Here is a 25,603-nt window from a genome sequence, read left to right as displayed (position 1 = left end):
AGCTTGACGGAGACGAAGGAAGACGGGAGGGGAAGGCGGAGGAAGAAGGGGGCGGGCAGCCCAAATAGAACCCAGGAGGCTCGCGAACCTCGGGACCATTGACTGACGGAACGCTGTCCAGAATACCGGAGGCACCTCTCACCGCAGGGGCCAGAAGGCCTCCATACGTCGCTGTGCGCGCTCCACTCCCCGCAAGACAATCCCCCCTGCGCAAGTTCACTGAAAATGCGACAGAGGGCCGCCCAGGCGGTTTCCTGGCGCCTTGCCGCGCAGTGCTCCAGGCGCTATTTCTGACGCCTCTCCGGAGCGGCCAGTCGCGCTGCGTCATGCGCCGGGCATAGGTTCGCCCGATGCAGATAGGTCAGCTGATGGGTTCGGGGCGCAGCACTGAGGTGTTCGCGCTCGACGACGACTGGGTCCTGCGCCGCTATCGCCGCGGCGGCGACACCGAGGCGGAGGCGGCCGTGATGGCGCACCTGTAGACGAACGGTTTCCCGGTCCCGGTCGTACGACGCCCGGTGCGGTCACCCTCCGAGCTGGTGATGCAGCGGTTGTCCGGGGTGACGATGCTGCAGGCGTGGATGGACGGTGCGATCACGGAAGAGGACGCGGCGGCCGTCCTGGCGCGACTGCTGCACCAGTTGCATGCGATACCCGCCCGCTTCTCGGTCCGTCCCGAGGACCGGATCCTTCACCTTGATCTGCATCCGGAGAACGTGATGCTGACGCCGCAGGGCCCCGTCGTGATCGACTGGACCACCGCGGCGGAGGGGCCTCCGGGGCTGGACTGGGCGATGTCGGCTCTGATCCTCGCGCAGGTCGCGGTGGACCCGTCGATCCCGATCGCGGCAGGAGCCCGGTCCATGCTGACCGTCCTCTTGGGCAGTCTCGACTACGCCGGAGAGCTGCGTGACGTGCCGGGCGCGCACCTCGTACAGGCCAAGACGAGGAGGGCCGCCGATCCAAACCTGAGCGCGCAAGAGCTGGGCCTCCTGGATCAAGCGGCGGACCTGGTACGCGACTTGGCGCGGTCGTAGGGCGAGCCGTAAGGCGGTCGTAGGGCGATTCGCAGGGCGGCCTTACGTGTACCAGCGTCATGCGAACCGGGACGCAGACGCGAGACTCACCCCATGACCACAGACTTCACGGTGCGCCCGGCCACTGGAAGAGGCCGAACACTGGACCCGTGACCGGCTCGGCCGCGGACTCTCCCTGTGCCCGGCCCGGTCCCAGCCCGCTGAAACCGCGGTGAAACCCCGCTGAATGCGCCTTGCCGCAGCCTCTGCGACATGACGACAACGAAACCCTCACTCGCCATCACGGCCAAGGGGCTGCGCAAGGCGTACGGGGACAAGACGGTCCTCGACGGCATCGACCTGGCCGTCCCCGAAGGAACGGTCTTCTCCATGCTCGGCCCGAACGGCGCCGGCAAGACAACCGCCGTCAAGATCCTCTCCACACTCGTCACCGCCGACGCCGGGGATCTGCGGGTCGGCGGCCACGACCTGGCCGCCGACCCGCAATCCGTACGCGCCGCTATCGGTGTGACCGGGCAGTTCTCCGCCGTCGACGGCCTGATCACCGGTGAGGAGAACATGCTCCTCATGGCGGATCTGCACCACCTCTCCCGCCGCGAAGGGCGTCAGGCGGCAGCCGAGTTGCTGGAGCGCTTCGACCTCGCCGAGGCCGCCAAGAAGCCGGCCGTCACCTACTCCGGCGGCATGAAGCGCCGCCTGGACATCGCCATGACCCTGGTCGGCAACCCCCGCATCATCTTCCTGGACGAACCGACCACCGGCCTGGACCCGCGCTCACGGCACAACATGTGGGGCATCATCCGCGAACTCGTCACCGGCGGAGTGACCGTCTTCCTCACCACCCAGTACCTGGAAGAAGCCGACCAACTCGCCGACCGGATCTCGGTGTTGAACGAAGGAAAGATCGCCGCCGAAGGCACCGCGGAAGAACTCAAGCGGCTGATCCCCGGCGGACACGTCCGCCTCCGCTTCGCCGACCCCGCCGCCTACCAGTCCGCCGCCCTGGCCGTGCGCGAGGCCACCCGCGACAGCCAATCCCTCTCCCTGCGGATCCCCAGCGACGGCACCCAGCGCGAGCTGCGCGCCATCCTCGACTGGCTGGACTCCGAGGGCATCGAGGCCGACGAACTGACCCTGCACACCCCCGACCTCGACGACGTCTTCTTCGCCCTGACCGGAGGCACCGACCGTCCCACCAAGCAGCCCTCCAAGCAGCCCGCCGACCAGCCCAAGGAGACGGTCCGATGAGCTCCCTCCCCCTCGCCGTACGCGACTCCTCCACCATGCTGCGCCGCAACCTCCTGCACGCGCGGCGCTATCCCTCCCTCACGCTCAACATCCTGCTGACGCCGATCGTCCTGCTGCTGTTGTTCGTCTACGTCTTCGGCGACGTGATGAGCGTGGGTATCGCAGGCGGCGGAGCCGATCGCTCCGACTACATCGCCTACCTCGTCCCCGGCATCCTGCTGATGACCATCGGGGCCACGCCAGCCGGGACCGCGGTGTCCGTGTCCATGGACATGACCGAGGGGATCATCGCCCGCTTCCGCACGATGGCCATCCACCGCGGCTCTGTGCTCATCGGACATGTCGTCGGGAGCGTGCTGCAGGCGATCCTCAGTGTGCTGCTCGTCGGCGCCGTCGCCGTGGCCATCGGCTTCCGGTCCACCGACGCCACGGTCGTGGAGTGGCTGGCGGCATTCGGGCTGCTGGCGCTGGTCGCCCTGGCGTTCACCTGGATCGCGGTGGGGATGGGCATGGCAAGCCCGAATCCCGAGGCGGCCAGCAACAACGCGCTGCCGCTGATGATCCTGCCGCTCGTCTCCAGCGCCTTCGTCCCGGTCGACGCGATGCCGGGCTGGTTCCAGCCGATCGCCGAGTACCAGCCCTTCACCCCGGCCATCGAAACCCTCCGCGGCCTCCTGCTCGGCACAGAGATCGGCAACAGCGGCTGGCTCACCATCGCGTGGTGCGTGGGCCTGGCGGCGCTCGGCTACCGCTGGTCCACGTCGCTGTTCAACCGCGACCCGGAATAGGTGCCCGACGGGCTGGTTGCGCCCGGGCTGGTTGCGAGGAGGCGGGCAGCCCGGGCGAGGATGCCCGCATGAGCCAGGAAACGGACGAGATACGCGAGGCGATCGCAGGCGAGCTGCGCCTGATGGACCCCGGCGTGCGTACCTCGCGCGCACGTGCCCGGCAGCTGCTGGACCCGGAGTTCACGGAGGTCGGCGCTTCAGGACGCCGGTGGACGTACGAGGAGATGCTGGACGCGCTCCCGGAGCTGGACGGCGCGGACGGAGACGGGCCGCGCTACGAGCCCTCAGCCTTCACCGGCGTCCTCCTGGCACCCGGCCTCGTACACCTCACCTACGAGACCACGCAGGGCGAAAGGCGGGCCCGGCGCAGTTCCCTGTGGCGCAAGCAGGACTCGAACGCCCCCTGGCAGATGTACTACCACCAGGCCACACCGATCCCTCCCGAGAGCACGTAACGGCGGCTCGCGGTCAGCGATCGGCCACCCACCGCGCGTCCGAGGGCCACGATCCCCGGCCAATGATGTGGCCCACGATGGCGAACGCCTCACCGATGGGCACGGTGTCCTCATTCGGATACGTGTCGTGCTGCCCGTTGGAGAGAACGAAGCCCTCACTGGATCCCGGCACCCCCGACTCCACGGCGTGCTCACCGGGACCGCCTTCCCCGTCGAGCAGCATCACCAACGCACCCTGCCTGCCAACGACCATCCATGTCTCGCTCACGAGCACGACGGTCTCACGGCCGCATAACTGACGGTCACAGCACTAGCCCTGATCGGCGCCATCGGGAACCCAGCGCAGTACGTCGCCCGGCTGGCAATTCAGGCACGGGCGGCTGTCTCGGTCGTGGCAACTCTCCGCGCCACCTCGTCCGGGCATCCGCCCAGCGTGCGCGCCGCCTGCCACAAGTCGTCCCGTGTCAGGGCGGCGTACTGCGACACCGCGGTGGCGTACGTCGCTCCGTCGGTGTTCTGTGCCGCCTGCCGGGCGCTCTCCGCCGACATCGTGGGCTGGAATTCGCGCAGCACCCGCAGCCGTTCGGCCAGCGCGATCATTCGTACGGCGGTAGTGGGATCGCCGGACGTGAGTCCCGCCATGCCGAGCGCGTGAAGGACCGTTCCGATCACCGGGAGCTCGACCGGTGATCGGGGCGGTTCGGTGAGCAGGGTCCGCAGTCGTCGGCGGAGCCGGTCGGCCGGGGCCGCGACGAGTTCGAGGCGGCCGGCCTGCGCGTGTGCCGTCACGGCCGCAGACTGGACCTGGAGCGCCCACGGGTCGAGCCAGGGGTCGCCGCTGTGCAGCGACCCGGCCTCGGGCATCCGCTCCAGGGCGCTGCGCCACAGGCCGAGCCCGGTCTCCGTCAGCCCGCGGGCGAGCGCGATCTCGGCGCGGGCACCGAGGTCGGGGCTGTAGAAGGCGTCGTCCCGCGGGGTGTTGGCCCCCTCCGCCTCCCGCAGCCAGAACTCGGCTTCGTCGGGCTCGCCGCGCTGCAGGCAGGCGAGGACGAGGGCCGAGCGGATGCCGATGTAGTCGTGCTCGTCGCCGAGCCGCGGCAGCGTTCGCAGCGCCGCCCTGAGGTTGTCGTAGGCGACCTGCCCCTGTCCCGTGCGCAAGCTCAGCTCGCTCAGCCGGGAATGGCCCATGAGCTGCAGGGACGGGTTGTCGACCGGACCCAGCGCGGTGATCATCCCGCGGGCCGAGGCGAGCGCCCGGTCGATGTCGTGCTCGTACTCCCAGACGTAGCTGGCCACGCATGCGGCGACGCCCGCGACCAGGGGCTCCTCGCTCGCGCAGAGGGTGTGCAGCATGTCGTAGCCGGGAGGCCGCATCGCGGGCAGGGCGTTCAGTACGACGGCGATGGCGCGCGGCAGCGTGTCGGGCGGGGCCGGAGGAAGCCGCCGCAGGGTGACGAGCTGGCGTACGGCATGCGGGCCGAGGTTCATGATCTGGCCCGCCGCGCACAACACCGCCGCCGCGCGGGCGACTTCGACGTACTCGGGGGCGGGGCGGTAGTGCGAAAGGAGCGGCCCCGTGTCCGTGGCGAGGCTCGCGAGGCGGGGGTAGTTGGAGTCGGTGGACCACAGGGCGGCGAGGACGGCGGTGAGGGCCGCGGTGGCGGGGCCGTCCGAGCGGGCCAGGGCGTGCCGCAGGGCCGGTACGAGGTTGTCCTGCTCGGCCCGGATCCGCTCGCGGGCCGCCAGCGGCTGCGAACCGACGAGCACGTGGTGGTGGGCGACCCCGAAGTCCCGCGCCCAGGCGAGGAACCGGCCGACGGCTTCGTCCTCCTCGCCGGCCTCCGCGCGGCGGGCCGCGCTGAACTCCCGTACGGTCTCCAGCATCCGGAAGCGCACACCGGCCGGGGTGTCGGCGACGGTGAGCAGCGACTGGCCGCTCAACTGCTCCAGGAGGAACAGCGCTTTGTCGCCGAGTACCTGCTCCGCCGCTTCGCCACAGAAGCCGCCGGGGAAGACGGACAGCGTGCGCAGCGCCGCGCGAGCGTCTTCCCCGAGCAGGTTCCAGCTCCACTCCACGACCGCGTGCAGGGTGCGATGGCGCTCCGGTACGTCCCGCGCCCCGCCGCGGAGCAGCGCGAACCGGTCGCCGAGGCGGCGGGCGATCTCCGGTACGGAAAGGGCCCGCACCCGCGCCGCGGCCAACTCCACGGCGAGCGGCAGCCCGTCGAGGTGGCGGCACAGCCCCTCCACCGCGTCCGGCGTCAGCTCCACGCCGCTCCTTGCGGCCCTGGCCCGCTGCGTGAACAGCTCGACCGAAGTGGCGAGACCCAGCTCCGGCAGCGCGTACACCGTCTCCGACGTGAGCTCCAGCGGTGCCCGGCTGGTGACGAGCACCCGCAGTTCCTTCGACGCGGCGACCAGGGCCTGTACGAGGCCGGCGGCGCCCCGGATGACCTGCTCGCAGTTGTCGAGCACCAGCAGAGCGGGCCCGGAGCCGAGCACGCCCAGGGCGGCGGAGACCGGGTCGGCGGGGCCGTGGCCGCTCACGACGCCGTGCCGCCCCTCGCCCGCACCGAGCGCGGAGGCCACCTCTGTGGCCACGTCCTGGTCCGCGGTGATGGCGGCGAGCGGCACGAAGTACACCACGCGCTCCTCGGCCCGGCGGCTGACGGCGTGCGCGAGACGGGTCTTGCCGAGCCCGCCGGGGCCGATGACGGTGACGGCGCGCGAGTGGCCCAACAGCTCTTCCACCGCTGCGATGTCCTCCTCCCGGCCGAGCAGCGGGTTCGGCTCGTGCGGCACGCCGTGCCTGACCACGGGTGCCTCGCCGCGCAGCAACTCCGCCTGGAGGGCCTTGAGTCCGGCGCCCGGCTCCGTGCCGAGCGCCTGGCGAAGCTCGCGCCGGTAGGCCTCGTAGCGGGTCAGTGCGGCGGACGGGCCGGCCGTCGCCGCCTCCCCGCGCAGCAGCCCGGCGAGCACCTCCTCGTCGCGCGGATGCTCTGCGGCGGCCACGGCCAGCGGGCCTGCCGCCTCCGCGTGCCGTCCCAGACCGGCGAGGGCGAGCGCCTGCGCGCGCACGAGCGTGCCGCGCACAGGGGCGCGTTCGCGGCGCAGGGCCGCTACGGGGTCGTCGGTGTCGCCGTCTTCGTCGCGGTCGCCTTCCCACAGTGCGAGTCCTGCCTCGGCCTCCGACAGCGCTGCCGCGTGGTCCCCGGCCCTGGCGCGTTCCGCGCTGGCGGCGGCGTGCATCAGCAGGGCGGAGCTGTCGATCTGCTCCTCGGCGAGGGTGAGCCGGTAGCCGGTGGGGGTCCCGGCGATGAGGTCGGCGCCCAGTTGCGCCCGCGCCCTGGAGACGAGGACCTGCAGGGCCTTTGCCGGACGCTCCGGCAGCGCGTTCGGCCACAGCCCCGCCACGAGCCGCCCGGTGCTGCGGCCCGTGCGCACGTCGCCCGCGAGCAGCGCGAGGAGGCCGCGCAGCCGGGGCGCGGTGACCTCCTGCCCGCGATAGGCGACACGCGGCAGCAGGGTCAGGTCGGTGGTCACCCGTGCAGGTTAACCAAGCGCCGGCCGGCCCCACTGCTGCCGGAGGCACGGGACGTCAGGAGGGCGGGCATCTCCTCGATGCGTTCGCGGTGCAGCAGACAGTTGAACGGACAGCCGAGCGGACAGGTGGGCAGACAGGTGGGAAGGGGCGGCTGCGGCGGGGTGACGTACTGGCGCAGGATCTCCAGCGGCACCTGCCACCACCGGTCGGCGCGGGCCTACTGGCTGCAGGCGACCGTGGCGTAGAAGACGTCGAGCCAGGAGCCGGGCGGACCCAATGAGCGACACGCGCGTGCGGACGCGGGCTGCCCGTACGCGCCGGAGTCCGCAACCGGTCAGGGCGTGTCACCGGTCAGGGCGTGTCTCCGGCCCAGTCCCAGCGCCGCCGGTCGCCGGGGCGCGGGTCGTACAACGCCCGTCCGCCGGCGCCGAAGTGTCCCAGCTCCGTGGGCAGGGCGACGCCGGTGTCTATCTCGCCCTTCGTCCAGCCGGTGACGTCGAGCAGCAGGCCGTCCAGCGGCCCGCCGACCAGTTCGGCGTAGTCCCGACCCGGTTGCGGGCCCTGCCGGGGGTCGTCATGGTCCTGGCCGTAGATCCGGCCGCGCAGCAACTCCTCGTCCCTGTCCATGCGTCCACACTCTCAGCCGCCACTGACAATCGGCCCCGCCCTGCGGTCGGCGGCCGCGAGCGGCGGCGTCTGCCGTCTTCACTCGCCGCCCGTCAGCGGCAACGGCAGTTCCGGGTGGTGCCGCAGTGCCTCGAGGACGGCGCGCACCGCCGCGCGGGGCGGGGAGCCGCGGCGGATCACTGCCGTGATGGTGCGGGTGACCGGCGTGACCAGTTCCCTGGTGGCGACGTGGTAGCGGTGGTCGACCGCGAGACCGGGCAGCAGCGCGATCGACAGTCCGGCCTCCACGTGCTGCAGGGTCATCATGTAGTTGCTGAACCGGCACACCACGCGCGGCTCGAAGCCAGACTGACGGCACAGGCGCAGCGCGAGGTTGGCCATGTACGACTGCGGGATGTCGAAGGCCCACGCCTCGTCGGCGTAGGCGGCGAGGTCCACCGCGCCGCGCCCGGCCGCGGGGTGCTCGGGCGGGACCACCAGGACGACCGGCTCCGTGGCCAGCGGAACGAGGTCGATGTCGGGTCCCAGCGGCAGTTCGTCGAAGTCCGTGGTCGTGATGATGATGTCCGCGTCGCCGCCGCGCAGCGCGGGCATGCTGGCGTGCGGCTCCAGTTCGAGCAGTTCGACGTCGAGGTGCGGATGCTCGCGTGCCAGGCGGCTGACCGCAGGTACGGCCATGGTGTGGATCGCGCTCTGGAACGCCCCCAGGCGCACCAGTCCTGCCGGTTCCTCGCCGAAGCCGCGCAGCTCCGCCTCGACGCTGTTCATGTGGTCGAGGATCGCCCGTGCCCGGCGGGCGAGGATCAGCCCGGCCGGGGTCAGCCGCACCCGGCGTCCCGTCCGCTCGATCAGCTGGGTGCGTGTTTCGGTTTCGAGCACGGCGAGCTGCTGGGACACGCTCGACGGGCTCAGATTGGCGGCCTGGGCGACGGCCCGCACCGTGCCGAGCGTGTCGAGCTGGCTCAGCAGCCGCAGCCTCCAGGGATTCATCACGCCCCCATTGTTGTGCGGGATTTCCGAACAGGAAAGCCGGAATCGTGAGATGGACGTGTCGCTCGGCGGCCCCCTACCGTCGGCGGCATGACCGCTTCCACTGCCGCATCCACTGTCGCCGCACCGTCCGCCGCAGCCTTCTGGTCAGACGCCGAGAGGCATCTCGTACGCTACGGACCCGAGTTCACCCCGGAGATCATCGAGCGGGCCGCCGGGAGTTTCGTCTACACCGCGGACGGCCGGAAGATCCTGGACTTCACCTCCGGCCAGATGAGCGCGATCCTCGGCCACTCGCACCCGGAGATCGTCGCGACCGTTCAGCGACAGGTCGCCTCCCTCGACCATCTCTTCAGCGGCATGCTCAGCCGCCCGGTGGTCGACCTCGCCCGGCGTCTGGCCGAGACGCTGCCTGCGCCGCTGGAGAAGGCTCTGCTCCTGACGACCGGCGCCGAGTCCAACGAGGCCGCGATCCGGATGGCCAAGCTCGTCACCGGCGGGCACGAGATCGTGTCGTTCGCGCGGTCCTGGCACGGCATGACGCAGGCCGCCGCGTCGGCCACCTACAGCGCGGGGCGCAAGGGCTACGGTCCTGGCGCGCCCGGCAACTTCGCCATCCCCGTGCCGAACTCCTACCGGCCCGACTTCACCACGCAGGACGGCTCCCTTGACTGGCGCCGCCAGCTGGACTGCGCGTTCGACCTGATCGACGCCCAGTCGACCGGCAGCCTGGCCGCGTGCCTGGTGGAGCCGATCCTCAGCTCGGGCGGCATCATCGAACCCCCGGTCGGTTACTTCGCGGCCCTGAAGGACAAGTGCCGCGAGCGCGGCATGCTGCTGATCCTCGACGAGGCCCAGACCGGCCTGTGCCGCACCGGGACCTGGTACGCGTTCGAGCGCGACGGCGTCGTCCCCGACATCCTCACGCTGTCCAAGACCCTGGGTGCGGGGCTGCCGCTGGCGGCCGTGGTGACCAGCGCCGAGATCGAGCAGGAGGCGTACGAGCGCGGCTATCTGTTCTTCACGACGCACGTCGCCGACCCGCTGGTGGCCGCGGTCGGCAACACCGTCCTCGACGTCCTGAGCGACGAAAAGCTCGACGAGCGTGCGCGGTCGCTCGGCGCGTTCCTCCACCAGGGGCTGACGGGCCTCGCCATGCGGCACCCGGTCGTCGGCGACATCCGCGGCCGTGGCCTGCTGGCCGGGCTCGAACTCGTCGCCGACCGCGAGACGAAGGAGCACTCGAACGAACTGGGGGCGCAAGTCACCCGCCGCTGCCTCGAACTCGGCCTGCACATGAACATCGTCCAACTCCCCGGCATGGGCGGGGTCCTGCGGATGGCCCCGCCGCTGACCGCCACCGAGGAGGAGCTCTCACTCGGTCTGTCGATCCTGGACCAGGCGATCACTGACGCCTCCGCCACGCTCTGAGCCGCCCGCAGCGGGCTACCGCAAGGGGCGGCTACCGCAGGGGCGGCTACTGCAGCGGGCCGAAGAACGTCACGGCCCGGGTGTGCCTCCGTCCTGCCGCGCCAGGCTGCCGGCCTTCCTCTCCCGTCGCGCGAAGACGTCCTCCCGGCGGTCCTCCATCTGCCGCAGGGCGTCCTTGCGGTCCCGCTTGGAGAGCCGGTCGAGATAGGTGTGGCCGATGAGGTGGTCGGTCTCGTGCTGCAGGCACCGGGCGAAGTAGCCCGTGCCCTCGATGACGAGCGGGTCGCCGTCCTTGTCGAACCCACGGACGACGGCCCGGTCGGTGCGGGGGACCGTCATGGTGGCACCCGGCACGGACAGGCAGCCCTCGGAATCCTCGACGAGCCGGCGGCTTCCGGGATCGGGCAGGTCCAGTACGGGGTTGATGATGTGGCCGATGTGCCGGACGCCGTCGTCGTCCGGGCAGTCGTAGACGAAGAGACGCAGGTCGACGTCCACCTGGTTGGCGGCGAGGCCCGCTCCGTCGGCCACGTACATCGTCAGGAACATGTCGTCGATGAGGGCTGACAGCTCCGCCGTGCCGAACTCCGTCACCTCCTGGCACGGACGGCTCAGGATCTCCTCCCCCACCACCGTGATCCGCCGCACGGAACCGCGTGCCGCCTCCGGGGGCAGTGACATGGGGTCGTGACGCACGGGCATCGCTGTCTCCTTCCGGGCAAGACTCCCTTGGCAAGGGCTTTGCAAAGTAGCAGACTTTGCAAAGTGACTGAAGATGACCTCAACGCTTCCGGCCTCGCGCACGGCCCGGCGTACGACCCCGCGCACGGCCCGGCGCGGGACACCTCGAACGGCCCGGCGCGGGACACCGGCGACGCACTGCCCCCGCACGAGGTGCGTACGGCCCTCATGAAGCTGCTGGCCGAGGTCGGCACGGTCACGGCGACCGAGGCCGCCGCCCGGCTCGGCCACAGCTCTGGGCTCTGCTCGTTCCACCTGCGCCAGCTCGCACGCCACGGCCACATCGAGGAGGCCCCTCACCACGGTGGACGCGCGCGCCCCTGGCGCCTGAGGCAGCAGGGGCGCGACGAGGGCGGGTCCGAGCGGGAGCAGTTCGGCGATCTGGCCCGGGGGCTCGAGGACGAGAGCTGGCAGCGCTGGCTCGCCCAGCGCGACCGGGCGCCGGGCGACTGGCGCCGCGACGAGGCCTTCAGCGCCATCGCCTATCTGACGCCCGAGGAGATGAGCCGGGTCGCGGACACCGTCCGCCGGGCGCTGGCCCCCTACCAGGACCGCGAACAACGCCCTCTGGCCCGCCCGGACGGCGCCCGCCCGGTGGCTCTGATCACCCGGCTGTTTCCGCTGCTGCCGCAGTCCGGTTCCGGTACGGAGGGGGAAGCGGAGGGAGAAGACGTTCCCCCGTCAGGTACCTAGTTGGTACCTTGGTGGTATGCCGTCTCTGAACGTGACTTTCACCGATGAGGAGCTCAAGGGTGTCCGCGCGGCCGCGGCAGCCGAGGGCAAGAGCCTCAAGCAGTACCTGCACGATCTCGGGGTCCGCGAGATGGAGCGCCAGAAGTTCGTCGCCGGCGCCTCCGCCTGGGCCGACCGGCTGCGGGCCGAGTTCGACGCGGCCAACCCTGACGAGGTTCCGCCTTCCGCGCGTCACGAGGGGTCCGCGGCCGCCTGATGGTTCTGTATGTAGACGTCTCCTGGCTCCTGGACGTCCAGGAGTTCGCCGTCACCCCCGAGGACATGACCGTGTCGGACTACTCCGCGCTGGTCTCCGCGGTGGCCCGGCACAGGACGAAGCTGCCGACCCTGGAGTCCGCCGACCCGGACGCCGCCTGGCGGGCGGCCGCCCTGCTGCACACGATCGTCCGCCTGGAACCCCTGCCCTACCGCAACAGCCTGTACGCGGCGTTCGTGGCGGCCCAGTACATGGACCAGTCGGGCGAGGGCATCGATCCGCCCTACGGAGCACTGTCCGACCTCATCCTGAAGATCCGCGACAGCCGCATCAGCGTCTACGCCGTCGCCGATCAGATCAGGTCCTGGAAGGTCTAGCGGGCTAACGAGCTGCGGGCTAGCGGGCGAACGCGCTGCTCCCCAGCGAGGACAGCAGGTGGGCGGTGTCGTCGTACACCTCCGTCGCCCCGGCCGCGGAGAGGTCTTCGCGGGGGATGCCGCCGCTGAGCAGGGCCAGCGGTGTGACACCCGCGCGGCGTGCGGACTGCATGTCCCACACCGAGTCGCCGACGAACACGCTGTCCCGCGCGTTCGCCCCGGCCAGTTCGAGGGCGTGGGCGACGGGCTCCGCGGCGGGTTTGCCCTCGTCGACGTCGTCGGCGCTTGCCGTCGCGGTGATGACGTCGTCCGCGTCGACGGCGGCACGCAGAGCGTCGAGTTCGCCGCCGCCCGCGGACGTGGCGAGGACGATGGTCCACCCCTCCCCCGCCAGGGAACGCAGCAACTGCCCGGCGTTCTCGAACGCTTCGAGCCGGTCGAAGTGGGTGGCGTAGAGCGTCTTGTGCGCGGCGCTGATGGTGGCGTCCTGGTCCTGATCGCGCTCGTCGCCCAGGAGGTGCGCGATCAGGTCGCTGCCGCCCAGGCCGATCGCGTGGTGCACGGCGCGCATCGGCACCCGGTGGCCCGCCTGCCGGAAGGCCTCCCACCAGGCGGTGACGTGGAGGTAGTTGGTGTCGACGAGCGTTCCGTCGACGTCGAACAGGGCGGCACGCGTCACGGGGACTCCATTCGTGGTGTGTGGCGGCTTGCGATGTCATGGCTGTACGAGAGCGGCCTGCGTGCGGTGTCGCGTACGCGGGCAGGGGCGGAGCGGCGATGTGGGCGTGGGCGCCTACGACGCAAGCAGCTCCTCGGCCGCGTGCTTGTCCAGGGCCACCCGGATGAGCGCCGCCGACAGGGCCGCGGGATCCGCGTCGCCTGCGAGCCGTACCAGCTTCTCCGGGTCCTCCGGCAGGTCCAGCCGCCGTGCTCCTTGCATGGCCTTGTCGCCGAAGCAGGGCGCGACCTGCGGCCACACCCGCTGCACTTCGCGCAGGAAGATGTCGGCGCCCACCGGCCCGAGGCCCGGCACCTTGCGCAGGCTCCGGCGCAGCGCGGCCTCGTCTCCGTCGGCTTCGTCGCGCAGGCGCCGCAGGTCGCCCCCGTAGTCCCGCTGGATGAGCTCAGCGCCTTCCCCGAGCTGGGTGCTGGTGCGCTCGTCGTAGCGCCGGTAGCCTCCGCGGCCGAGTGCGTCGACCCGCGTCTGCCACGAGGCGCGGGCCATGTGGCGCGGGTTGCGCAGCCCGGCGTCGAACAGCTCGCGTGCCGCGGCCACGGCGATGGCGCTGCGGATGCGCGCGCTCAACAGGTCGGAGAGCACCAGGAGTTGGTAGAGCGGCTGTGGGGTGTCCCGCAGCCGGATCCCGGCTTCCTCGGCAAAGGTCCGCCCGTGGGTGTCCAGCAGTTCTCGGACAAGCGTCCGTGTGGTCCGCTTGCGTCCGCGCTGCCCGCTGTCCCCCGTCATCCGGGTTCCCTGCCGCTTCGGTCGGTCATCTTCTCGCTCCCGATCTGTCGCCTCTGCTCTGCCTGTCTGCCTGTCTCTGCCTGTCGCGTCTGCTCCGGGCCTGCGGCGCCCGTGAGATCCGGGTGCCCGGGAGAGCGGTCCTTCAAGACCCCCGGAAACCGGCCCGGGACTCGATCCTGCGCCATCGCACTGGCCCGGCAGCGCAACGGCGCGACGCAACGGACTGACATTTCCGCCGTCACACCTGCCGTCACACCTGCCGACACTCCTGCCGACACCCGGGCCGGCACACATTCCGCTCACGGGCGCGTCGGCCAGATACAAGTGGGGCCCAGCGCGCTCAGTGGCGCTGCAGCGTAGTGAAAGCCGCGCGGGGTACCCGGCGCGATACCCGTCCCCGGAATTCGGAGGTCCCCATGCTGTCCGAGACTGTCACCGTGCCCAACGGCGAGGGGGCACTCATCGGCGAACTGACGGTGCCGGACACGGTGTTCGGCGTCGCGGTTCTCGCCCGCAGCGGCGGAAGTTCCCTGCACAGCCCCCGCAGCCGGGCCCTGGCCGACACGCTGCACGACGCCGCAACCGGGACACTGGTCATCGACCTGCTCACCGCCGACGAAGCGGCCGCCGACCGGGCCACGGGCCACCGGCACCGCGACGTCGATCTGCTGACGCACCGGCTGACCGCATCCATCGACTGGCTCGCCCCGCAAGTCTCCGACCTGCCGGTAGGCCTGTTCGGCGCGAGCACGGGAGCGGCGGCCGCCCTCGGCGCCGCGGCCGCGAGGCCCGGCCTCGTGGACACGGTGGTCTGCCCCGACGGCCGCCCCGACCTGGCCGGAGATCATGTGCTCGGCCGTGTGCACGCCCCGGTCCTGCTCCTCGTGGGAGGGCTGGACACCGAGATACTGCGACTCAACCGGGAAACGGCCAATCGGCTGCGTGTCCTCAACCGGCTGCGCGTGATCCCCTATGCCACGCACCTTTTCGAGGAACCGGGCGCGCTGGACGAGGTCGCCTCCGTGGCGGCCCGGTGGTTCGCCGGGATGGGGCAGTCGCCGATCTGAGCCTGCCCGGCGACGCGGCCACGCGCCGGGGAGGGCTCGCAGCACGGCCCCTCCCCGGCGCGGCCGACCGCGCCTGACCCACCTCGCCCGCGCCCGACGACGCGTCAAGAGCCCTTCACACAGGCGCACTTCAGCACGCGCCGCCAAGCCGCGCTCGGCTCGCCCTTCCGCCCCTCGGCCAACCGCGCCCCACTCTCACGCCTCACCAACCGGCGTGACCGGCATCACAGTGCGCTATCCCACATCCTCAGGTCATCATATGACCCGATCGCCGCACGGATTCACAGCGAGACGAGGATGGGCATGAACGACCGGGACAGGCCGGCGCGACCGCGCGTGGGCGTGGTGGGACTGGGGGCCATGGGCCTCGGCATGGCGCGCAGGCTGCGCACCGCGGGCTTCGACGTGGGCGTCCACGATCTGCGCCCGGAGGTCGCCGCGGCCTTCGCCGACGACGGCGGCACCGCCTTCGCGACCGCCGGTGAGCTGGCGGCCTCCGTCGACGTCCTGGTCGGCGTCGTGGTCAACGCGGCGCAGGTCGAGTCGGTCCTGTTCGGCGCCGACGGCGCGGCCGATCGGCTGCACCCGGGCTCCGTCTACGTCATGTGCTCCACGGCCGACCCCGCCTGGTCCGCCGATCTCGAGCGGCGCCTCGCCGAGCGCGGCGTGCTCTACCTGGACGCCCCCATATCCGGTGGCGCCGCACGGGCCGCCAGCGGTGAGCTGACCATGATGACCTCGGGCGCCCCCACCGCGTACGCGATCGCCGATCCGGTCCTCGATGCCATGAGCAGCACGGTCTACCGCCTGGGCCACGAGGCCGGGACCGGCTCGAAGGTCAAGATTGTCAACCAGCTCCTTGCGGGCGTGCACATCGCCGCGGCGGCCGAGGCGATGGCGCTCGGCATCAAGGCGGGTGTGCCCGCGGAGGCGCTCTACGAGGTCATCACGCACAGCGCCGGCAACTCGTGGATGTTCGAGAACCGCATGGCGCATGTGCTCGCCGGGGACTACACGCCGCTGTCCGCGGTCGACATCTTCGTCAAGGACCTGGGCCTGGTGCTCGATGCGGCCCGGCCGGAGAAGTTCCCGCTGCCCCTGGCCGCCACCGCCCATCAGATGTTCCTCCAGGCATCGGCCTCCGGTCTGGGCGGTGAGGACGACAGCGCGGTGATCAAAATCTTCCCCGGTATCGACCTGCCCGCACGGGCCGAGCAGCGGGAGATCTGACATGGCCGTCCGACTCGGCTGCATCGCCGACGACTTCACCGGCGCCACGGACCTGGCGAACAACCTCGTGCGCGCGGGCATGCGCGTGATCCAGCTGATCGACGTACCGCAGGGCGGCGCCGAACAGCCGCTCGACGCGGATGCCGTGGTCATCGCGCTCAAGTCGCGCACCACCCCGGCCTCCGACGCCGTCGCGGCCTCGCTGCGGGCCCTTGAGTGGCTGCGCGCGGCGGGCGCCGAGCAGATCTACTTCAAGTACTGCTCGACCTTCGACTCGACGCGCGCCGGCAACATCGGTCCCGTCACCGAGGCCCTGATGGACGCGCTCGGCACCGACTTCACGGTCGCGACCCCGGCGTTTCCCGACAACGGGCGCACCGTCTTCAAGGGCCATCTCTTCGTCGGTGACGTCCTGTTGAGCGAGAGCGGCATGCGCCATCACCCGCTGACGCCGATGACCGACTCCAACCTGGTGTCCGTGCTCGGCGCGCAGACCAAGCGGCCGGTGGGCCTCATCGACCACAGCGTGGTCGCCGCCGGCGCCGACGAGATCGCGCGGCGCGTCGAGACGCTGCGCGCACAGGGTGTCGGCGCCGCGATCGTCGACGCCGTGTCGAACGACGATCTCGTACGGCTCGGCGCGGCGGTCAAGGGGCTGCCGCTGGTGACCGCGGGATCGGGCCTGGCGATCGGCCTGCCCGCGAACTGGGGCTTCGAGCCGTCCCCCGCCGCCGCCGAACTGCCCGCGCCCGGCGGCCACCAGGCCGTCATCTCCGGGTCGGTGTCCAGCGCCACCAACGGTCAGGTGCGGGAGTTCCTGCGCGGCGGCCGGCCCGCGTTCCGCGTGGATCCGCTGCGGGTCGCCGCCGGCGAGGACGTGGCCGGACAGGCCCTGGCCTTCGCCGCCGCGCAGCTGGCCGAGGGACCGGTGCTCGTCTACTCCACCGAGGCGCCCGACGCGGTCAAGGACGTCCAGGGGCATCTGGGGGTCGCCGAGGCCGGTGAGCTGGTCGAGCAGACGCTGGCCCGCGTAGCCCGAGGGCTCGTGGAGCTGGGCGTGCGTCAGCTCGTGGTCGCCGGCGGCGAGACCTCCGGCGCGGTCGTCCAGGCCCTCGGCGTGACGGGACTTCGCATCGGGCCGCAGATCGACCCCGGTGTGCCCTGGTGCGCGGCGGCCCTGCCCGGCGGGGACACGCTGCACATCACGCTGAAGTCCGGCAACTTCGGCGGACCCGGCTTCTTCACCACGTCCTTCGACCGCCTCGACGGGGAGACCGCATGAGCAACCTTCTGACCCCGGCCGTGGACGACGCGAACCCCGCGCACGCCGTGGACGCGGCCCGCGCCCAGATCGTCCGTGTGGGCACCAGCCTCTTCGACCGCGGCTACGTCCACGCCAGCGCCGGCAACATCAGCGCGCGGATCGGCGACTCCCACCTGATCACGCCCACCGACGCCGCCCTGGGCTTCCTGACCCCCGGACGCCTGGCCCTGGTCGACGCCGGGGGCGAGCAGATCGCGGGCGACCGCGCCAGCAAGACCCTCACCCTGCACCGCCGTATCTACGCCGCCGACCCCACGGCGCGCTTCGTCATCCACACCCACTCCACGCATCTGGTCGCGCTCACCCTGGCCGGCGTGTGGAGCCAGGACGACGTGCTTCCGCCCCTCACGCCGTACTACGTCATGAAGGTCGGGCACGTCCCGCTCATCCCCTACCACCGGCCGGGTGATCCCCGCGTGGCCGACCTGGTGACCGCTCGCATCGCTGACCGTGCCGCGCACCGCACCCCCATCCGGGCCGTCCTGCTCGACCGTCTGGGCCCGGTGGTCTGGGGCCCGGACGCCGCATCCGCTCTCGCCGTCCTCGAAGAACTCGAGGAAACGGCACGCCTCTGGCTCCTGACCGACCGTCGCCCCGAGCCGCTCCCCTCCCCCGCTCTCGACGAACTCAAGGCCGTGTTCGGCGCCTCCTGGTGACCGCGCCCCGCCCGTCGGAGAATCCCCTGAGCCGCAGTAAGGATTCCGCATGTCCACGTCCACCGAGACGGCCGAGGCCCGGGGCCTCGCCCGCGAGAACGCCGTGTTCCGCAAGGTCGTTCGCCGCATCGTCCCCTTCCTGATCCTCTGCTACGTCTTCTCCTATCTGGACCGCGTCAACGTCGGCTTCGCCAAGCTGCAGATGTCCGACGACCTGGGCCTGAGCGAGGCGGCCTACGGCCTCGGCGCCGGACTGTTCTTCATCGGCTACTTCCTCTTCGAGGTCCCCTCGAACCTGATGCTGCAGCGCGTCGGCGCGCGCACCTGGATCGCCCGCATCATGATCACCTGGGGTCTGGTCTCGGCCGCCTTCTCGTTCGTCACCAACGAGACGATGTTCTACGTCCTGCGCTTCCTGCTCGGCGCCGCGGAGGCCGGCTTCTACCCGGGTGTGATCCTCTACTGCACCTACTGGTTCCCCTCGCACCGACGGGCCCGCGTCATCGCGATGTTCATGTCGGCGATCCCCGTGGCCGGCATCTTCGGCAACCCGCTCTCAGGCTGGATCATGGACAGCTTCGACGGGGTCAGCGGATGGCAGGGCTGGCAGTGGATGTTCCTGCTCGAAGCGATTCCGGCGCTCCTCATCGGTGTCGCCACGCTGTTCTACCTCGACAATGGGGTACGCGGCGCCAAGTGGCTCTCCGAGGAGGAGAAGGACATCGTCGAGGCGGCGATCGCCAAGGACACCGCGCACCAGAAGCACGGCCGGGTCTGGGACGGCTTCCGCGACCCCAAGGTGTGGCTGATGTGTCTCATCTACTTCTGCTTCGTGATGGGCCAGTACGCGCTGACCTTCTGGATGCCGACCTTCGTCAAGTCCACCGGCATCGACGACAACCTCACCATCGGCGTGCTCAGCGCCGTGCCGTTCCTGGCCGCCCTGATCGCGATGAACCTCTTCGGACGCTCCGCGGACAAGCGCCGCGAACGCCGCTGGCACCTGGTCGTTCCCAGCCTCATGGGCGCCGTCGGCTTCTCCCTGGCCGCCGGCTGGAGCGGATCGACCGTCTTGTCCCTGATCGCCCTGTCCTTCGCCGCGGCCGGCGTGCTGACCTGCGCCCCGCTGTTCTGGTCGCTGCCCACCGCGTTCCTGGGCGGCACCGCAGCGGCGGCCGGGCTCGCCCTGATCAACTCGGTGGGGAACCTCGCCGGGTTCGTCAGCCCGTACATGATCGGCGGCCTCAAGGACGCCACCGGCTCCACCTCCATCCCGATGTACGTCCTGGCCCTCAGCCTGGTGATCGGCGCGGCCGCCGTGCTGACCACCAAGAAGGACGTCGTCAACCGATGACCGGGGCCGGTCCCGACCCCACCACAGGAGCAAGCATGCCGAGGTTCGCCGCGAACCTGTCCATGATGTACACCGAGCACGACTTCCCCGACCGCTTCGCCGCGGCGTCGGCGGACGGCTTCGACGCCGTCGAGTACCTCTTCCCCTACGCCCACGAAGCAGCCGGCCTGCGCCGCCGCCTCGACGACCACGGCCTGCGGCAGGTGCTGTTCAACGCGCCGCCCGGCGACTGGGAGTCCGGCGAGCGGGGCATCGCCTCGCTGCCGGGCCGCGAGGCCGAGTTCCGCTCCGGGATCGAGCAGGCCCTGGAGTACGCCGCCGCGCTCGGCTGCGGACAGGTCCATGTGATGGCCGGTCTCCTGCCGCCGGAGACGACACCCGCCCGAAAGGCCGCGCACCGCGACACCTACCTGGCGAACCTGGCCCGGGCCGCAGAGCGGGCCGCGAGGGCCGGCGTCGACCTCCTGATCGAGCCGATCAACGGCCGTGACATGCCGGGCTACTTCCTGCACCGGCAGGCCGAGGCGCACGCGATCGTGCAGGAGATCGGCGCCCCGAACCTCAAGGTGCAACTCGACCTGTACCACTGCCAGATCGTGGAGGGCGACCTCACCACGACCCTGCGCCGCGACCTTCCCACCGGCCGCGTGGGGCATCTGCAGATCGCGGGCGTGCCCGACCGCCACGAGCCCGACCGGGGCGAACTCGACATCGGCCACCTCTTCGACGTCATCGACGAGCTGGGCTTCGACGGGTGGATCGGCTGCGAGTACATCCCCCGTGCCGGTACGAGCGAGGGGCTCGGCTGGCTCAAGAACTACCGAGGAGAACGGGCATGAGGATCGTCATCACCGGAGGCTTCGGCTTCCTGGGACGGCAGGTCGCCGACGCCCTGCTGAATCAGCGCACCCTGTGCGGAGCACCCGTCGACCGGCTGGTCCTCGCCGACCGGTTCGTGCCCGACCAGGCGCCCGTGACGGCCGACCCGCTGGTCGACGTCGTCCGGGGCGATCTGCGCGAGCGCCTCGACGAGATCTTCGCGCAGCCGGTGGACGTCCTGATCCACCTGGCGTCGGCCGTCTCCTCCGAGTGCGAAGCCGACTTCGACCTCGGCATGAGCGCCAACCTGGACACCACCCGCGCACTGCTCGATGCCGCCCGCGCACAGGCGGCCTCCGGCGGACCGCTGGTCCGCTTGGTCTTCTCCAGCAGCGTCGCGGTCTACGGCTCGGACGCGGCGCTGCCGCTGCCGCCCGTGGTCAGCGAGTCGACGCTGCCCACCCCGCAGTCCAGCTACGGCACGCAGAAGCGCATCTGCGAGCAGCTGGTCGCCGAGTACACGCGCCGCGGCTTCGTCGACGGCCGCGTGGCGCGCCTGATGACCGTCGCGGTGCGTCCCGGCAAGCCCAACGCGGCCGCCTCCGGCTTCCTGTCCGGCATCGTCCGCGAACCCCTCGCGGGGCTGCCCGCCACCTGCCCGGTCAGCCCCGGTCTGCGGGTCGCCCTGGCCTCGCCGCGGCGCACCGTCGAGGGCATCCTGCGCGTCACCGAGGCCGAGCGCGGTCCCGGCGGGCTCGAAGGCGCGCTTCCGGTCAATCTGCCGGCGCTGACGGTCACGGTCGCCGAGATGCTCGCCACGCTGCGCAAGGTGGCCGGTAACGCCGTCGCCGACCTGGTGACACTGGCGCCCGATCCCGCCATCGAGGCCATCGTGGGCTCCTGGCCCGCCGCCTTCGACAACGCGCGCGCCACGGCGCTCGGCCTGCGGCCCGACGAGAGCTTCGAGTCGGTCGTGCGGGCGTACGTCGAGGACCACCCCGACGCGGTCACGGCCGCCGCCCTGCCCGCAGCCGGGGCGAGCAAGCCCTGACGGATAGACTGACGAGCATGTTCTCCAAGGTGAGTGGCCCCATACGGCTCGCGGACCGGGTCGCCGCGATCCTCTCGGAGGAGATCGAGTCCGGACGTCTGGCAGCGGGCGACAAGCTGCCGACCGAGGTCGAGTTGGTCAAGCAACTGGGCGTCAGCCGCACCGTGATCCGCGAGGCGGTCTCCCGGCTGCGCAGCGCGGGCCTGGTCGAACCGCGACAGGGCCGGGGCGTGTTCGTCATGCCCCGGCGCACCCGGCCGCTCGACCTGGAGGCCGAGGCCTCGGGCACCAAGTCCAAGGTCCTGCAGATCGTGGAGGTCCGCCGCGCCATGGAGGGCGAGGCGGCCTCGCTCGCGGCCACCCGCGCCACGCCGGAGGACATCGCCCGGATGCGGCAGGCGCTGTCCGCGATCGACGAGGCGGTGGCGGCCGGCGGCGACGGCGTGGACGAGGACCTGGCGTTCCATCAGTCGATCGCGGAGTCGATCGGCAACGCGGTGATGGTCTCGACCGTGCGGTACCTGGGCGAGGTCATGCGCAGCGGCATCCGCGTCACGCGGGCCAACGAGGCGCGGCGCGGCGACTTCATCGAGGCGGTCCGCGTGGAACACCACGCGATCCTGGCGGCCATCGAGGCGGGTGACGCGGAGGCGGCCCGCAGTGCCGTACGCCGTCACATGAAGCACGCCGCGTCCCGCCTCCAGGACGCGGACGAGGGTTTCTGGACGGAGACGGACGATCTCGGCGTGGACCTGGACGCGGCGCCGTGAGGTGAGGTGCCGCGGCAGGGCGTGAGCGGGCTCAGCCCAGCGGCTGTCCTTCCGGGTCCTCGCTGAGGAACTCCGTGACCAGTTCGGGCGGGTTGGCGGCCCGGGTCGTCGCGAACATCGCCTCGGGGTCGAACATGTCGTAGAGGATCACGGGCAGGGGTCGCCCGAAGATGCCGACGAGCCGCCCGTCCGTGTGGAGTTGGCGCGCGAGGTCGACACAGAGCTCGCTGAACTGCTCGGTGAGTTGTTCGCCGCGCTCGTCCTGCTCCTCCTCGGAGAGGCTGCTTTCCGGGTTGTCGCCCGTGTCTGCGTCCTCGTCCTCATCCTCGTACCAGAGGCCCCGGGCCATCGCTTCGCTCCGGTGCAGCTCGGCACCGACCGGGTCGTGCGCGGGGTCGTGGCCGACGACACGGATGCCTTCCAGTCCTGACGGCGGGAAGTGGGCGTAGTGCCAGCGGGACTCCCACGGCTCGGACCCGCCTCCCTGCGCGAGCGCCCGGGCCGCCTCGGTCTCGGTGTTGTAGCCGATCGCCAGGTACGGGAACCGCGGGTCCTGGTCGACGCTGTCGATCCGGAACGTGACCGCGTAGATCTCGGAGGCCAGTTCCCGGGGAAAGTCGGCCAGGGTGCGCAGGACCGCCTGCTCCATGTGCAGTCGGAATGTCATCAACAGCTCGTCTCCTCGGCCGCGTCACCCACGTGTACGAACGGCACGGCTAGCGTGCCAGGTCGGAAGCGTCGAAGGATGCCACGTTGTTTCCCGCATCGTCGATGAACCACCAGTCCCGGCCGTGGTCCTCCTGGAAGGCGGTGGCCAGGATGAGTTCGTCGCTCTTGTCGCCGTCGACATCGGCCGCGCCCACGGGCTGGCCCGACCAGTGCTGCGGATCGTAGGGGTCGGGGTCGGGCGCTTGGCGCAGACGCTGCAGATGCCGCCACGGCTCGGAGCCGAGGCCGGGTGCGGAGCCGCCGCGCAGGATGTCGACGCTGTCGTCCGCTCCCCAGTGGTCGCCCGCGCTCTGGACGGCGAGGTCGTCGCAGCCGTCGCCGTTCAGGTCCGCGGCGAGCAGGCCGATGCCGAAGCCGCCCTTGCGGGCGCCGCCCTCGATGATGACGGGAGTCCCGGGCGCCTTGCCGTAGCGGATGGCCACCCTGCCCTTGCGGTCGGCCGGTTCCAGTTCCTCGTCGGCCGGGATGCCGCTGTCGCCGACGGCGATGTCGGTCCTGTTGTCACCGTCGAAGTCGCCGACGGCGATGTTCTCGCCCTCTGGCAGCTTTTCGGGCTCCTTGCTCAGGCCGGTCGCGGTGTCGGCGCCGCCGGTGAGGAGCAGCGGCGTGCCCGGTTCTCCGGGCTCGTGCACGAGCAGATCGGTGGCGCGGTCGCCGGTGACCTGCGCCGCGATCAACTGGAGCTCGACCACCCTGCCGCGCCCCCGCGGGTCCGGGTCGGCGCGCTCACTGGTCCGGGCGGGCTCTCCGGTGCGGGTGAACGGGCCGTGCAGCACGATCAGCCGCCGCTTTTCGCCCCGCGTGCGGTAGGTGGCCAGATCGGTGTGGCCGTCACCGTCGAAGTCCCCGGCCACCGGCGGGTCCGTGTAGAAGCCGTCCGCCTTGTTGTCGAGCGCCGTTTGGCCCTTGCCGATGTGCGGCAGCCGGACCCGGGCGGGTGGGTTGTCGGGGCTTGGGCCGTCGGGGCCGCCCCACTGCACATGGGCACTGGCACCCGCGAGGAGATCGGGGTGGCCGTCGCCGTCGAGGTCGGCGACGATCGGGACGTACAGGCCGCCGACCATGCTGTCGTGTTCGGGCAGCCGGAAATCCTTGGGGGTGAACACCGTCCGGTGTTCGGGCTGCGGGCCGTGCGCCGAGCCGCGCACCAGGGCGATCTGGCCCGTCTCGGACACGTCGCCGTTGTCGGCCGGTACGTCCAGTGCGAGATCGGGGTGGCCGTCGTCGTCGAAGTCGGCGGCGGGCAGACCCACGCGGCCGGCGGGGTCCGACGTGCCGTCCTGCGCCGTCGGGCGGCAGGCGCTGTCCGGGATCAGCGAGCTGACCTCGTGGTTCCGGGCGCCCGTGACGGTGCCCAGCACCAGTACGGCGGCAAGGAGGCTGAGCCCTCCTCGCCGCCGGAAGCCGCTCCTGCGTTCGCCTGCCGATCCGTACTTCATATGGCCACTACAACGGAAGTGTTCGACCGGTTCCAAGGCTCTAGATCATTTTGTTACGGCCCCGGGACGACGGGAGGATCAGTCGATCACCGCGGTCGCCTCGACCTCCACCAGATGCTCGGGCACATCAAGTGCCGCCACTCCCACCAGCGTGCCCGGCGGCACGGGGGTCGCCCCCAGCCTGGCGGCGGCCCGGGCGACTCCCTCGCCGAAGAGGGGCATCTTGTCGGGGGTCCAGTCGACGACGTACACGGTCAGCTTGGCGACGTCGGCGAAGGAGCCTCCGGCCGCCGCCAGGGCTGTGGCGACGTTGAGGTAGCACTGCTCGACCTGAGCGGCGAGGTCACCCGCGCCGACCGTGACTCCGTCGGCGTCCCAGGCGACCTGCCCGGCGATGAACACCAGCTTCGACCCGGTGGCGATGGACACCTGCCGGTAGGCATCGATCTTCGGCAACCCGTCGGGATTCACCAGGGTGATGGCCATGCTGCCTGTCTCCTTGTCGTGGAGGCCCGTTGTCGTGGACGTCCGTTGTCGTGGACGCCCGCACGGGCTCGCGGTGCACCCGGGCAAGACCCTTGTGGTCTTCGGGGGTTACCGGAAACCGTAGGAGAGCGGCGGCTGACGTGGAAGAACGCACTTTTCGGTGACTGGGTAACCAGATGGTGACCATGGAGCACGGGGGATCGCCCGCAGGTGAGTCCCTTCCGCCGGCATGTCGCTTTCAGGGCCCGTCAGGTGGTGCCAGCGCGCGCAGGACATGGTCGACGAGCACCTTGAGCTCGGAGGTGCTGTGCAGGTCGCCCTGGTGGAGCAGCAGCCGGTAGTAGACGGGCCCGTAGAGGAGCTCCAGGGCCAGGCCGACATCGGCGTCGGGGCGGAGCTGTCCGGCGTCGCGGGCCGCTGCCAGCCGCGCGCGACCGGCTTCGACGCGCGGCTGGAACAGCACTTCCTTGAGTCCGTGCGCGAGTTCGGTGTTGCGGTGGGTGTCGGCGATCAGCCCGATCAGGGCGCGGCCGAAGCGCCGGTCCCCCAGCAGGTCGTGCAGCAGTGCGTTCATCTGCGTCAGCAGGTCCGCGCGCAGATCCCCGGTGTCGGGAAGGTCGGGCGCGAAACCCGCGCTCCCGTCGAGGGCCGCCAGGACGACCGCGCCCTTCGAGGGCCACCAGCGGTAGAAGGTCTTCTTGCTCACCCCGGCCCTGGCTGCGATGGCATCCACCGTCACCGGGCCGTAGCCCTGCTCCTGGCAGAGGTCCAGGGCGGCGTCGAGGATGGCGCGGCGGCTCTTCTCGCCGCGGCGCCGGGGGGCGGGCGAGGGGGCTTCGGCGGGTTCGGGCATGCGCTCACCCTAGGGGAAACGACACGGCGCGTATTGACAGCGGCGATGCGGTTGGGCAGGCTTCCCGGCGCAGGGAGACGCTACGTGTCGTTTGGTGCGGTTCGTTGTCGAACAACCCGCTCCGGAAAGGGAGTTGTGCAGGCGATGCCATCATCACCGGCAGCGCGGTGAGG

The 25,603-nt window shown here is 71.2% G+C and carries 29 protein-coding genes; 17 read left to right on the top strand and 12 right to left on the bottom strand.

Annotated features, from left to right (window positions below; genetic code table 11):
* Positions 1-350: 350 nt before the first annotated feature.
* From ABZ906_RS18610 to ABZ906_RS18590, 5 genes are all read left to right on the top strand, one after another.
* The gene (locus ABZ906_RS18610) at positions 351-482 is read left to right on the top strand and encodes a hypothetical protein (RefSeq protein WP_361383481.1); all 132 of its coding nucleotides are present in this window, start codon (positions 351-353) and stop codon (positions 480-482) included.
* 60 nt (positions 483-542) lie between these two features.
* Positions 543-1,037 (top strand): phosphotransferase, encoded by a 495-nt coding sequence (locus ABZ906_RS18605; RefSeq protein ID WP_361384820.1) that lies wholly within the window; start codon positions 543-545, stop codon positions 1,035-1,037.
* Positions 1,038-1,289: 252 nt separating this feature from the next.
* Entirely contained in the window at positions 1,290-2,285 is a 996-nt protein-coding gene (locus tag ABZ906_RS18600; RefSeq protein WP_361383478.1) for an ATP-binding cassette domain-containing protein, read from the top strand.
* Complete coding sequence (locus tag ABZ906_RS18595) at positions 2,282-3,073, top strand: ABC transporter permease (RefSeq protein WP_361383475.1); 792 nt, start codon at positions 2,282-2,284, stop codon at positions 3,071-3,073. The genes ABZ906_RS18600 and ABZ906_RS18595 overlap by 4 nt, the downstream gene beginning before the upstream one ends.
* 68 nt (positions 3,074-3,141) lie before the next feature.
* The gene (locus ABZ906_RS18590; protein WP_361383472.1) at positions 3,142-3,528 is read left to right on the top strand and encodes a DUF4440 domain-containing protein; all 387 of its coding nucleotides are present in this window, start codon (positions 3,142-3,144) and stop codon (positions 3,526-3,528) included.
* A 13-nt stretch (positions 3,529-3,541) separates the two neighbouring features.
* On the opposite strand, the gene ABZ906_RS18585 is transcribed toward ABZ906_RS18590, so the two are convergent.
* The 5 genes from ABZ906_RS18585 to ABZ906_RS18565 all read right to left on the bottom strand — a co-directional run bounded on the left by ABZ906_RS18585 (position 3,542) and on the right by ABZ906_RS18565 (position 8,692).
* Positions 3,542-3,796: a hypothetical protein gene (locus ABZ906_RS18585; RefSeq protein WP_361383469.1), complete on the bottom strand. Its 255-nt coding sequence runs from the start codon at positions 3,794-3,796 to the stop codon at positions 3,542-3,544.
* A gap of 98 nt (positions 3,797-3,894) precedes the next feature.
* Positions 3,895-7,071, bottom strand: coding sequence for a BTAD domain-containing putative transcriptional regulator (locus ABZ906_RS18580; RefSeq protein WP_361383466.1), 3,177 nt, complete (start codon positions 7,069-7,071; stop codon positions 3,895-3,897).
* Complete coding sequence (locus ABZ906_RS18575) at positions 7,068-7,265, bottom strand: hypothetical protein (protein ID WP_361383463.1); 198 nt, start codon at positions 7,263-7,265, stop codon at positions 7,068-7,070. The genes ABZ906_RS18580 and ABZ906_RS18575 overlap by 4 nt, the downstream gene beginning before the upstream one ends.
* 158 nt (positions 7,266-7,423) lie before the next feature.
* Positions 7,424-7,699: a hypothetical protein gene (locus tag ABZ906_RS18570; RefSeq protein WP_361187841.1), complete on the bottom strand. Its 276-nt coding sequence runs from the start codon at positions 7,697-7,699 to the stop codon at positions 7,424-7,426.
* Between the two features lie 78 nt (positions 7,700-7,777).
* Complete coding sequence (locus ABZ906_RS18565) at positions 7,778-8,692, bottom strand: LysR family transcriptional regulator (protein ID WP_361383460.1); 915 nt, start codon at positions 8,690-8,692, stop codon at positions 7,778-7,780.
* Between the two features lie 87 nt (positions 8,693-8,779).
* Between ABZ906_RS18565 and ABZ906_RS18560 the strand changes: the two genes are divergently transcribed.
* Positions 8,780-10,120 (top strand): aspartate aminotransferase family protein, encoded by a 1,341-nt coding sequence (locus tag ABZ906_RS18560; RefSeq protein WP_361383457.1) that lies wholly within the window; start codon positions 8,780-8,782, stop codon positions 10,118-10,120.
* Between the two features lie 69 nt (positions 10,121-10,189).
* Here ABZ906_RS18560 and def read toward each other — a convergent pair whose 3' ends face one another.
* Positions 10,190-10,822: a peptide deformylase gene (gene def, locus ABZ906_RS18555; RefSeq protein WP_361383454.1), complete on the bottom strand. Its 633-nt coding sequence runs from the start codon at positions 10,820-10,822 to the stop codon at positions 10,190-10,192.
* Between the two features lie 207 nt (positions 10,823-11,029).
* Between def and ABZ906_RS18550 the strand changes: the two genes are divergently transcribed.
* From ABZ906_RS18550 to ABZ906_RS18540, 3 genes are read left to right on the top strand one after another with little or no spacing between them, the layout of a single operon-like run.
* Positions 11,030-11,554, top strand: coding sequence for an ArsR family transcriptional regulator (locus ABZ906_RS18550; RefSeq protein WP_361384817.1), 525 nt, complete (start codon positions 11,030-11,032; stop codon positions 11,552-11,554).
* Between the two features lie 16 nt (positions 11,555-11,570).
* Positions 11,571-11,810: a hypothetical protein gene (locus ABZ906_RS18545; RefSeq protein WP_361187852.1), complete on the top strand. Its 240-nt coding sequence runs from the start codon at positions 11,571-11,573 to the stop codon at positions 11,808-11,810.
* The gene (locus ABZ906_RS18540; RefSeq protein WP_361187854.1) at positions 11,810-12,187 is read left to right on the top strand and encodes a toxin Doc; all 378 of its coding nucleotides are present in this window, start codon (positions 11,810-11,812) and stop codon (positions 12,185-12,187) included. Before ABZ906_RS18545 ends, ABZ906_RS18540 begins: the two co-directional genes overlap by 1 nt.
* A 19-nt stretch (positions 12,188-12,206) precedes the next feature.
* Here ABZ906_RS18540 and ABZ906_RS18535 read toward each other — a convergent pair whose 3' ends face one another.
* Positions 12,207-12,866 carry an HAD family hydrolase gene (locus ABZ906_RS18535; protein WP_361383451.1) on the bottom strand — a complete coding sequence of 220 codons (660 nt, stop codon included), beginning with the start codon at positions 12,864-12,866 and terminating at the stop codon, positions 12,207-12,209.
* Positions 12,867-12,980: 114 nt separating this feature from the next.
* Positions 12,981-13,652 (bottom strand): endonuclease, encoded by a 672-nt coding sequence (locus ABZ906_RS18530; protein WP_361383448.1) that lies wholly within the window; start codon positions 13,650-13,652, stop codon positions 12,981-12,983.
* Between the two features lie 416 nt (positions 13,653-14,068).
* On the opposite strand from ABZ906_RS18530, the gene ABZ906_RS18525 reads away from it, so the two are divergent.
* The 8 genes from ABZ906_RS18525 to ABZ906_RS18490 all read left to right on the top strand — a co-directional run bounded on the left by ABZ906_RS18525 (position 14,069) and on the right by ABZ906_RS18490 (position 21,923).
* Positions 14,069-14,719, top strand: coding sequence for a hydrolase (locus ABZ906_RS18525; protein WP_361187863.1), 651 nt, complete (start codon positions 14,069-14,071; stop codon positions 14,717-14,719).
* Between the two features lie 303 nt (positions 14,720-15,022).
* Positions 15,023-15,949: an L-threonate dehydrogenase gene (gene ltnD, locus ABZ906_RS18520; RefSeq protein ID WP_361383445.1), complete on the top strand. Its 927-nt coding sequence runs from the start codon at positions 15,023-15,025 to the stop codon at positions 15,947-15,949.
* A 1-nt stretch (position 15,950) separates the two neighbouring features.
* Positions 15,951-17,231, top strand: a complete 1,281-nt coding sequence (otnK, locus tag ABZ906_RS18515; protein ID WP_361383442.1) for a 3-oxo-tetronate kinase — start codon at positions 15,951-15,953, stop codon at positions 17,229-17,231.
* A complete protein-coding gene (locus tag ABZ906_RS18510) occupies positions 17,228-17,929 on the top strand; it encodes an aldolase (protein ID WP_361187871.1) in 702 nt (233 codons plus the stop codon). The genes otnK and ABZ906_RS18510 overlap by 4 nt, the downstream gene beginning before the upstream one ends.
* 49 nt (positions 17,930-17,978) lie before the next feature.
* Positions 17,979-19,283, top strand: coding sequence for an MFS transporter (locus tag ABZ906_RS18505; RefSeq protein WP_361383439.1), 1,305 nt, complete (start codon positions 17,979-17,981; stop codon positions 19,281-19,283).
* Positions 19,284-19,318: 35 nt separating this feature from the next.
* Complete coding sequence (otnI, locus tag ABZ906_RS18500) at positions 19,319-20,122, top strand: 2-oxo-tetronate isomerase (protein WP_361383436.1); 804 nt, start codon at positions 19,319-19,321, stop codon at positions 20,120-20,122.
* The gene (gene denD / locus ABZ906_RS18495) at positions 20,119-21,153 is read left to right on the top strand and encodes a D-erythronate dehydrogenase (protein ID WP_361383434.1); all 1,035 of its coding nucleotides are present in this window, start codon (positions 20,119-20,121) and stop codon (positions 21,151-21,153) included. The genes otnI and denD overlap by 4 nt, the downstream gene beginning before the upstream one ends.
* Before the next feature lie 17 nt (positions 21,154-21,170).
* Positions 21,171-21,923: a FadR/GntR family transcriptional regulator gene (locus ABZ906_RS18490; protein WP_361383431.1), complete on the top strand. Its 753-nt coding sequence runs from the start codon at positions 21,171-21,173 to the stop codon at positions 21,921-21,923.
* Between the two features lie 31 nt (positions 21,924-21,954).
* On the opposite strand, the gene ABZ906_RS18485 is transcribed toward ABZ906_RS18490, so the two are convergent.
* The 4 genes from ABZ906_RS18485 to ABZ906_RS18470 form a co-directional block, all read right to left on the bottom strand.
* Positions 21,955-22,590, bottom strand: a complete 636-nt coding sequence (locus ABZ906_RS18485; RefSeq protein ID WP_361383428.1) for a hypothetical protein — start codon at positions 22,588-22,590, stop codon at positions 21,955-21,957.
* A 49-nt stretch (positions 22,591-22,639) separates the two neighbouring features.
* Entirely contained in the window at positions 22,640-24,091 is a 1,452-nt protein-coding gene (locus ABZ906_RS18480; protein WP_361383425.1) for a VCBS repeat-containing protein, read from the bottom strand.
* Between the two features lie 78 nt (positions 24,092-24,169).
* Complete coding sequence (locus ABZ906_RS18475) at positions 24,170-24,577, bottom strand: RidA family protein (protein ID WP_361383422.1); 408 nt, start codon at positions 24,575-24,577, stop codon at positions 24,170-24,172.
* A gap of 238 nt (positions 24,578-24,815) precedes the next feature.
* Positions 24,816-25,430: a TetR/AcrR family transcriptional regulator gene (locus tag ABZ906_RS18470; RefSeq protein WP_361383419.1), complete on the bottom strand. Its 615-nt coding sequence runs from the start codon at positions 25,428-25,430 to the stop codon at positions 24,816-24,818.
* Positions 25,431-25,603: the final 173 nt, after the last annotated feature.

The sequence above is a fragment of the Streptomyces sp. NPDC046925 genome (assembly GCF_040644915.1).
Taxonomy (GTDB): Bacteria; Actinomycetota; Actinomycetes; order Streptomycetales; family Streptomycetaceae; genus Streptomyces.
The sequence above is the reverse complement of the archived record's forward strand: the minus strand, read 5'-3'. Positions and strand labels throughout refer to the sequence as shown.

What these genes read in the sequence shown, in the direction of transcription:
- ABZ906_RS18610 (WP_361383481.1), top strand. Translation starts at nt 351, where the DNA reads ATGCAGATAGGTCAGCTGATGGGTTCGGGGCGCAGCACTGAGGTGTTC.
- ABZ906_RS18605 (WP_361384820.1), top strand. Translation starts at nt 543, where the DNA reads ATGCAGCGGTTGTCCGGGGTGACGATGCTGCAGGCGTGGATGGACGGT.
- ABZ906_RS18600 (WP_361383478.1), top strand. Translation starts at nt 1,290, where the DNA reads ATGACGACAACGAAACCCTCACTCGCCATCACGGCCAAGGGGCTGCGC.
- ABZ906_RS18595 (WP_361383475.1), top strand. Translation starts at nt 2,282, where the DNA reads ATGAGCTCCCTCCCCCTCGCCGTACGCGACTCCTCCACCATGCTGCGC.
- ABZ906_RS18590 (WP_361383472.1), top strand. Translation starts at nt 3,142, where the DNA reads ATGAGCCAGGAAACGGACGAGATACGCGAGGCGATCGCAGGCGAGCTG.
- ABZ906_RS18570 (WP_361187841.1), bottom strand. Translation starts at nt 7,699, where the DNA reads ATGGACAGGGACGAGGAGTTGCTGCGCGGCCGGATCTACGGCCAGGAC.
- ABZ906_RS18560 (WP_361383457.1), top strand. Translation starts at nt 8,780, where the DNA reads ATGACCGCTTCCACTGCCGCATCCACTGTCGCCGCACCGTCCGCCGCA.
- def (WP_361383454.1), bottom strand. Translation starts at nt 10,822, where the DNA reads ATGCCCGTGCGTCACGACCCCATGTCACTGCCCCCGGAGGCGGCACGC.
- ABZ906_RS18550 (WP_361384817.1), top strand. Translation starts at nt 11,030, where the DNA reads ATGAAGCTGCTGGCCGAGGTCGGCACGGTCACGGCGACCGAGGCCGCC.
- ABZ906_RS18545 (WP_361187852.1), top strand. Translation starts at nt 11,571, where the DNA reads ATGCCGTCTCTGAACGTGACTTTCACCGATGAGGAGCTCAAGGGTGTC.
- ABZ906_RS18540 (WP_361187854.1), top strand. Translation starts at nt 11,810, where the DNA reads ATGGTTCTGTATGTAGACGTCTCCTGGCTCCTGGACGTCCAGGAGTTC.
- ABZ906_RS18530 (WP_361383448.1), bottom strand. Translation starts at nt 13,652, where the DNA reads ATGACGGGGGACAGCGGGCAGCGCGGACGCAAGCGGACCACACGGACG.
- ABZ906_RS18525 (WP_361187863.1), top strand. Translation starts at nt 14,069, where the DNA reads ATGCTGTCCGAGACTGTCACCGTGCCCAACGGCGAGGGGGCACTCATC.
- ltnD (WP_361383445.1), top strand. Translation starts at nt 15,023, where the DNA reads ATGAACGACCGGGACAGGCCGGCGCGACCGCGCGTGGGCGTGGTGGGA.
- otnK (WP_361383442.1), top strand. Translation starts at nt 15,951, where the DNA reads ATGGCCGTCCGACTCGGCTGCATCGCCGACGACTTCACCGGCGCCACG.
- ABZ906_RS18510 (WP_361187871.1), top strand. Translation starts at nt 17,228, where the DNA reads ATGAGCAACCTTCTGACCCCGGCCGTGGACGACGCGAACCCCGCGCAC.
- ABZ906_RS18505 (WP_361383439.1), top strand. Translation starts at nt 17,979, where the DNA reads ATGTCCACGTCCACCGAGACGGCCGAGGCCCGGGGCCTCGCCCGCGAG.
- otnI (WP_361383436.1), top strand. Translation starts at nt 19,319, where the DNA reads ATGCCGAGGTTCGCCGCGAACCTGTCCATGATGTACACCGAGCACGAC.
- denD (WP_361383434.1), top strand. Translation starts at nt 20,119, where the DNA reads ATGAGGATCGTCATCACCGGAGGCTTCGGCTTCCTGGGACGGCAGGTC.
- ABZ906_RS18490 (WP_361383431.1), top strand. Translation starts at nt 21,171, where the DNA reads ATGTTCTCCAAGGTGAGTGGCCCCATACGGCTCGCGGACCGGGTCGCC.
- ABZ906_RS18485 (WP_361383428.1), bottom strand. Translation starts at nt 22,590, where the DNA reads ATGACATTCCGACTGCACATGGAGCAGGCGGTCCTGCGCACCCTGGCC.
- ABZ906_RS18480 (WP_361383425.1), bottom strand. Translation starts at nt 24,091, where the DNA reads ATGAAGTACGGATCGGCAGGCGAACGCAGGAGCGGCTTCCGGCGGCGA.
- ABZ906_RS18475 (WP_361383422.1), bottom strand. Translation starts at nt 24,577, where the DNA reads ATGGCCATCACCCTGGTGAATCCCGACGGGTTGCCGAAGATCGATGCC.
- ABZ906_RS18470 (WP_361383419.1), bottom strand. Translation starts at nt 25,430, where the DNA reads ATGCCCGAACCCGCCGAAGCCCCCTCGCCCGCCCCCCGGCGCCGCGGC.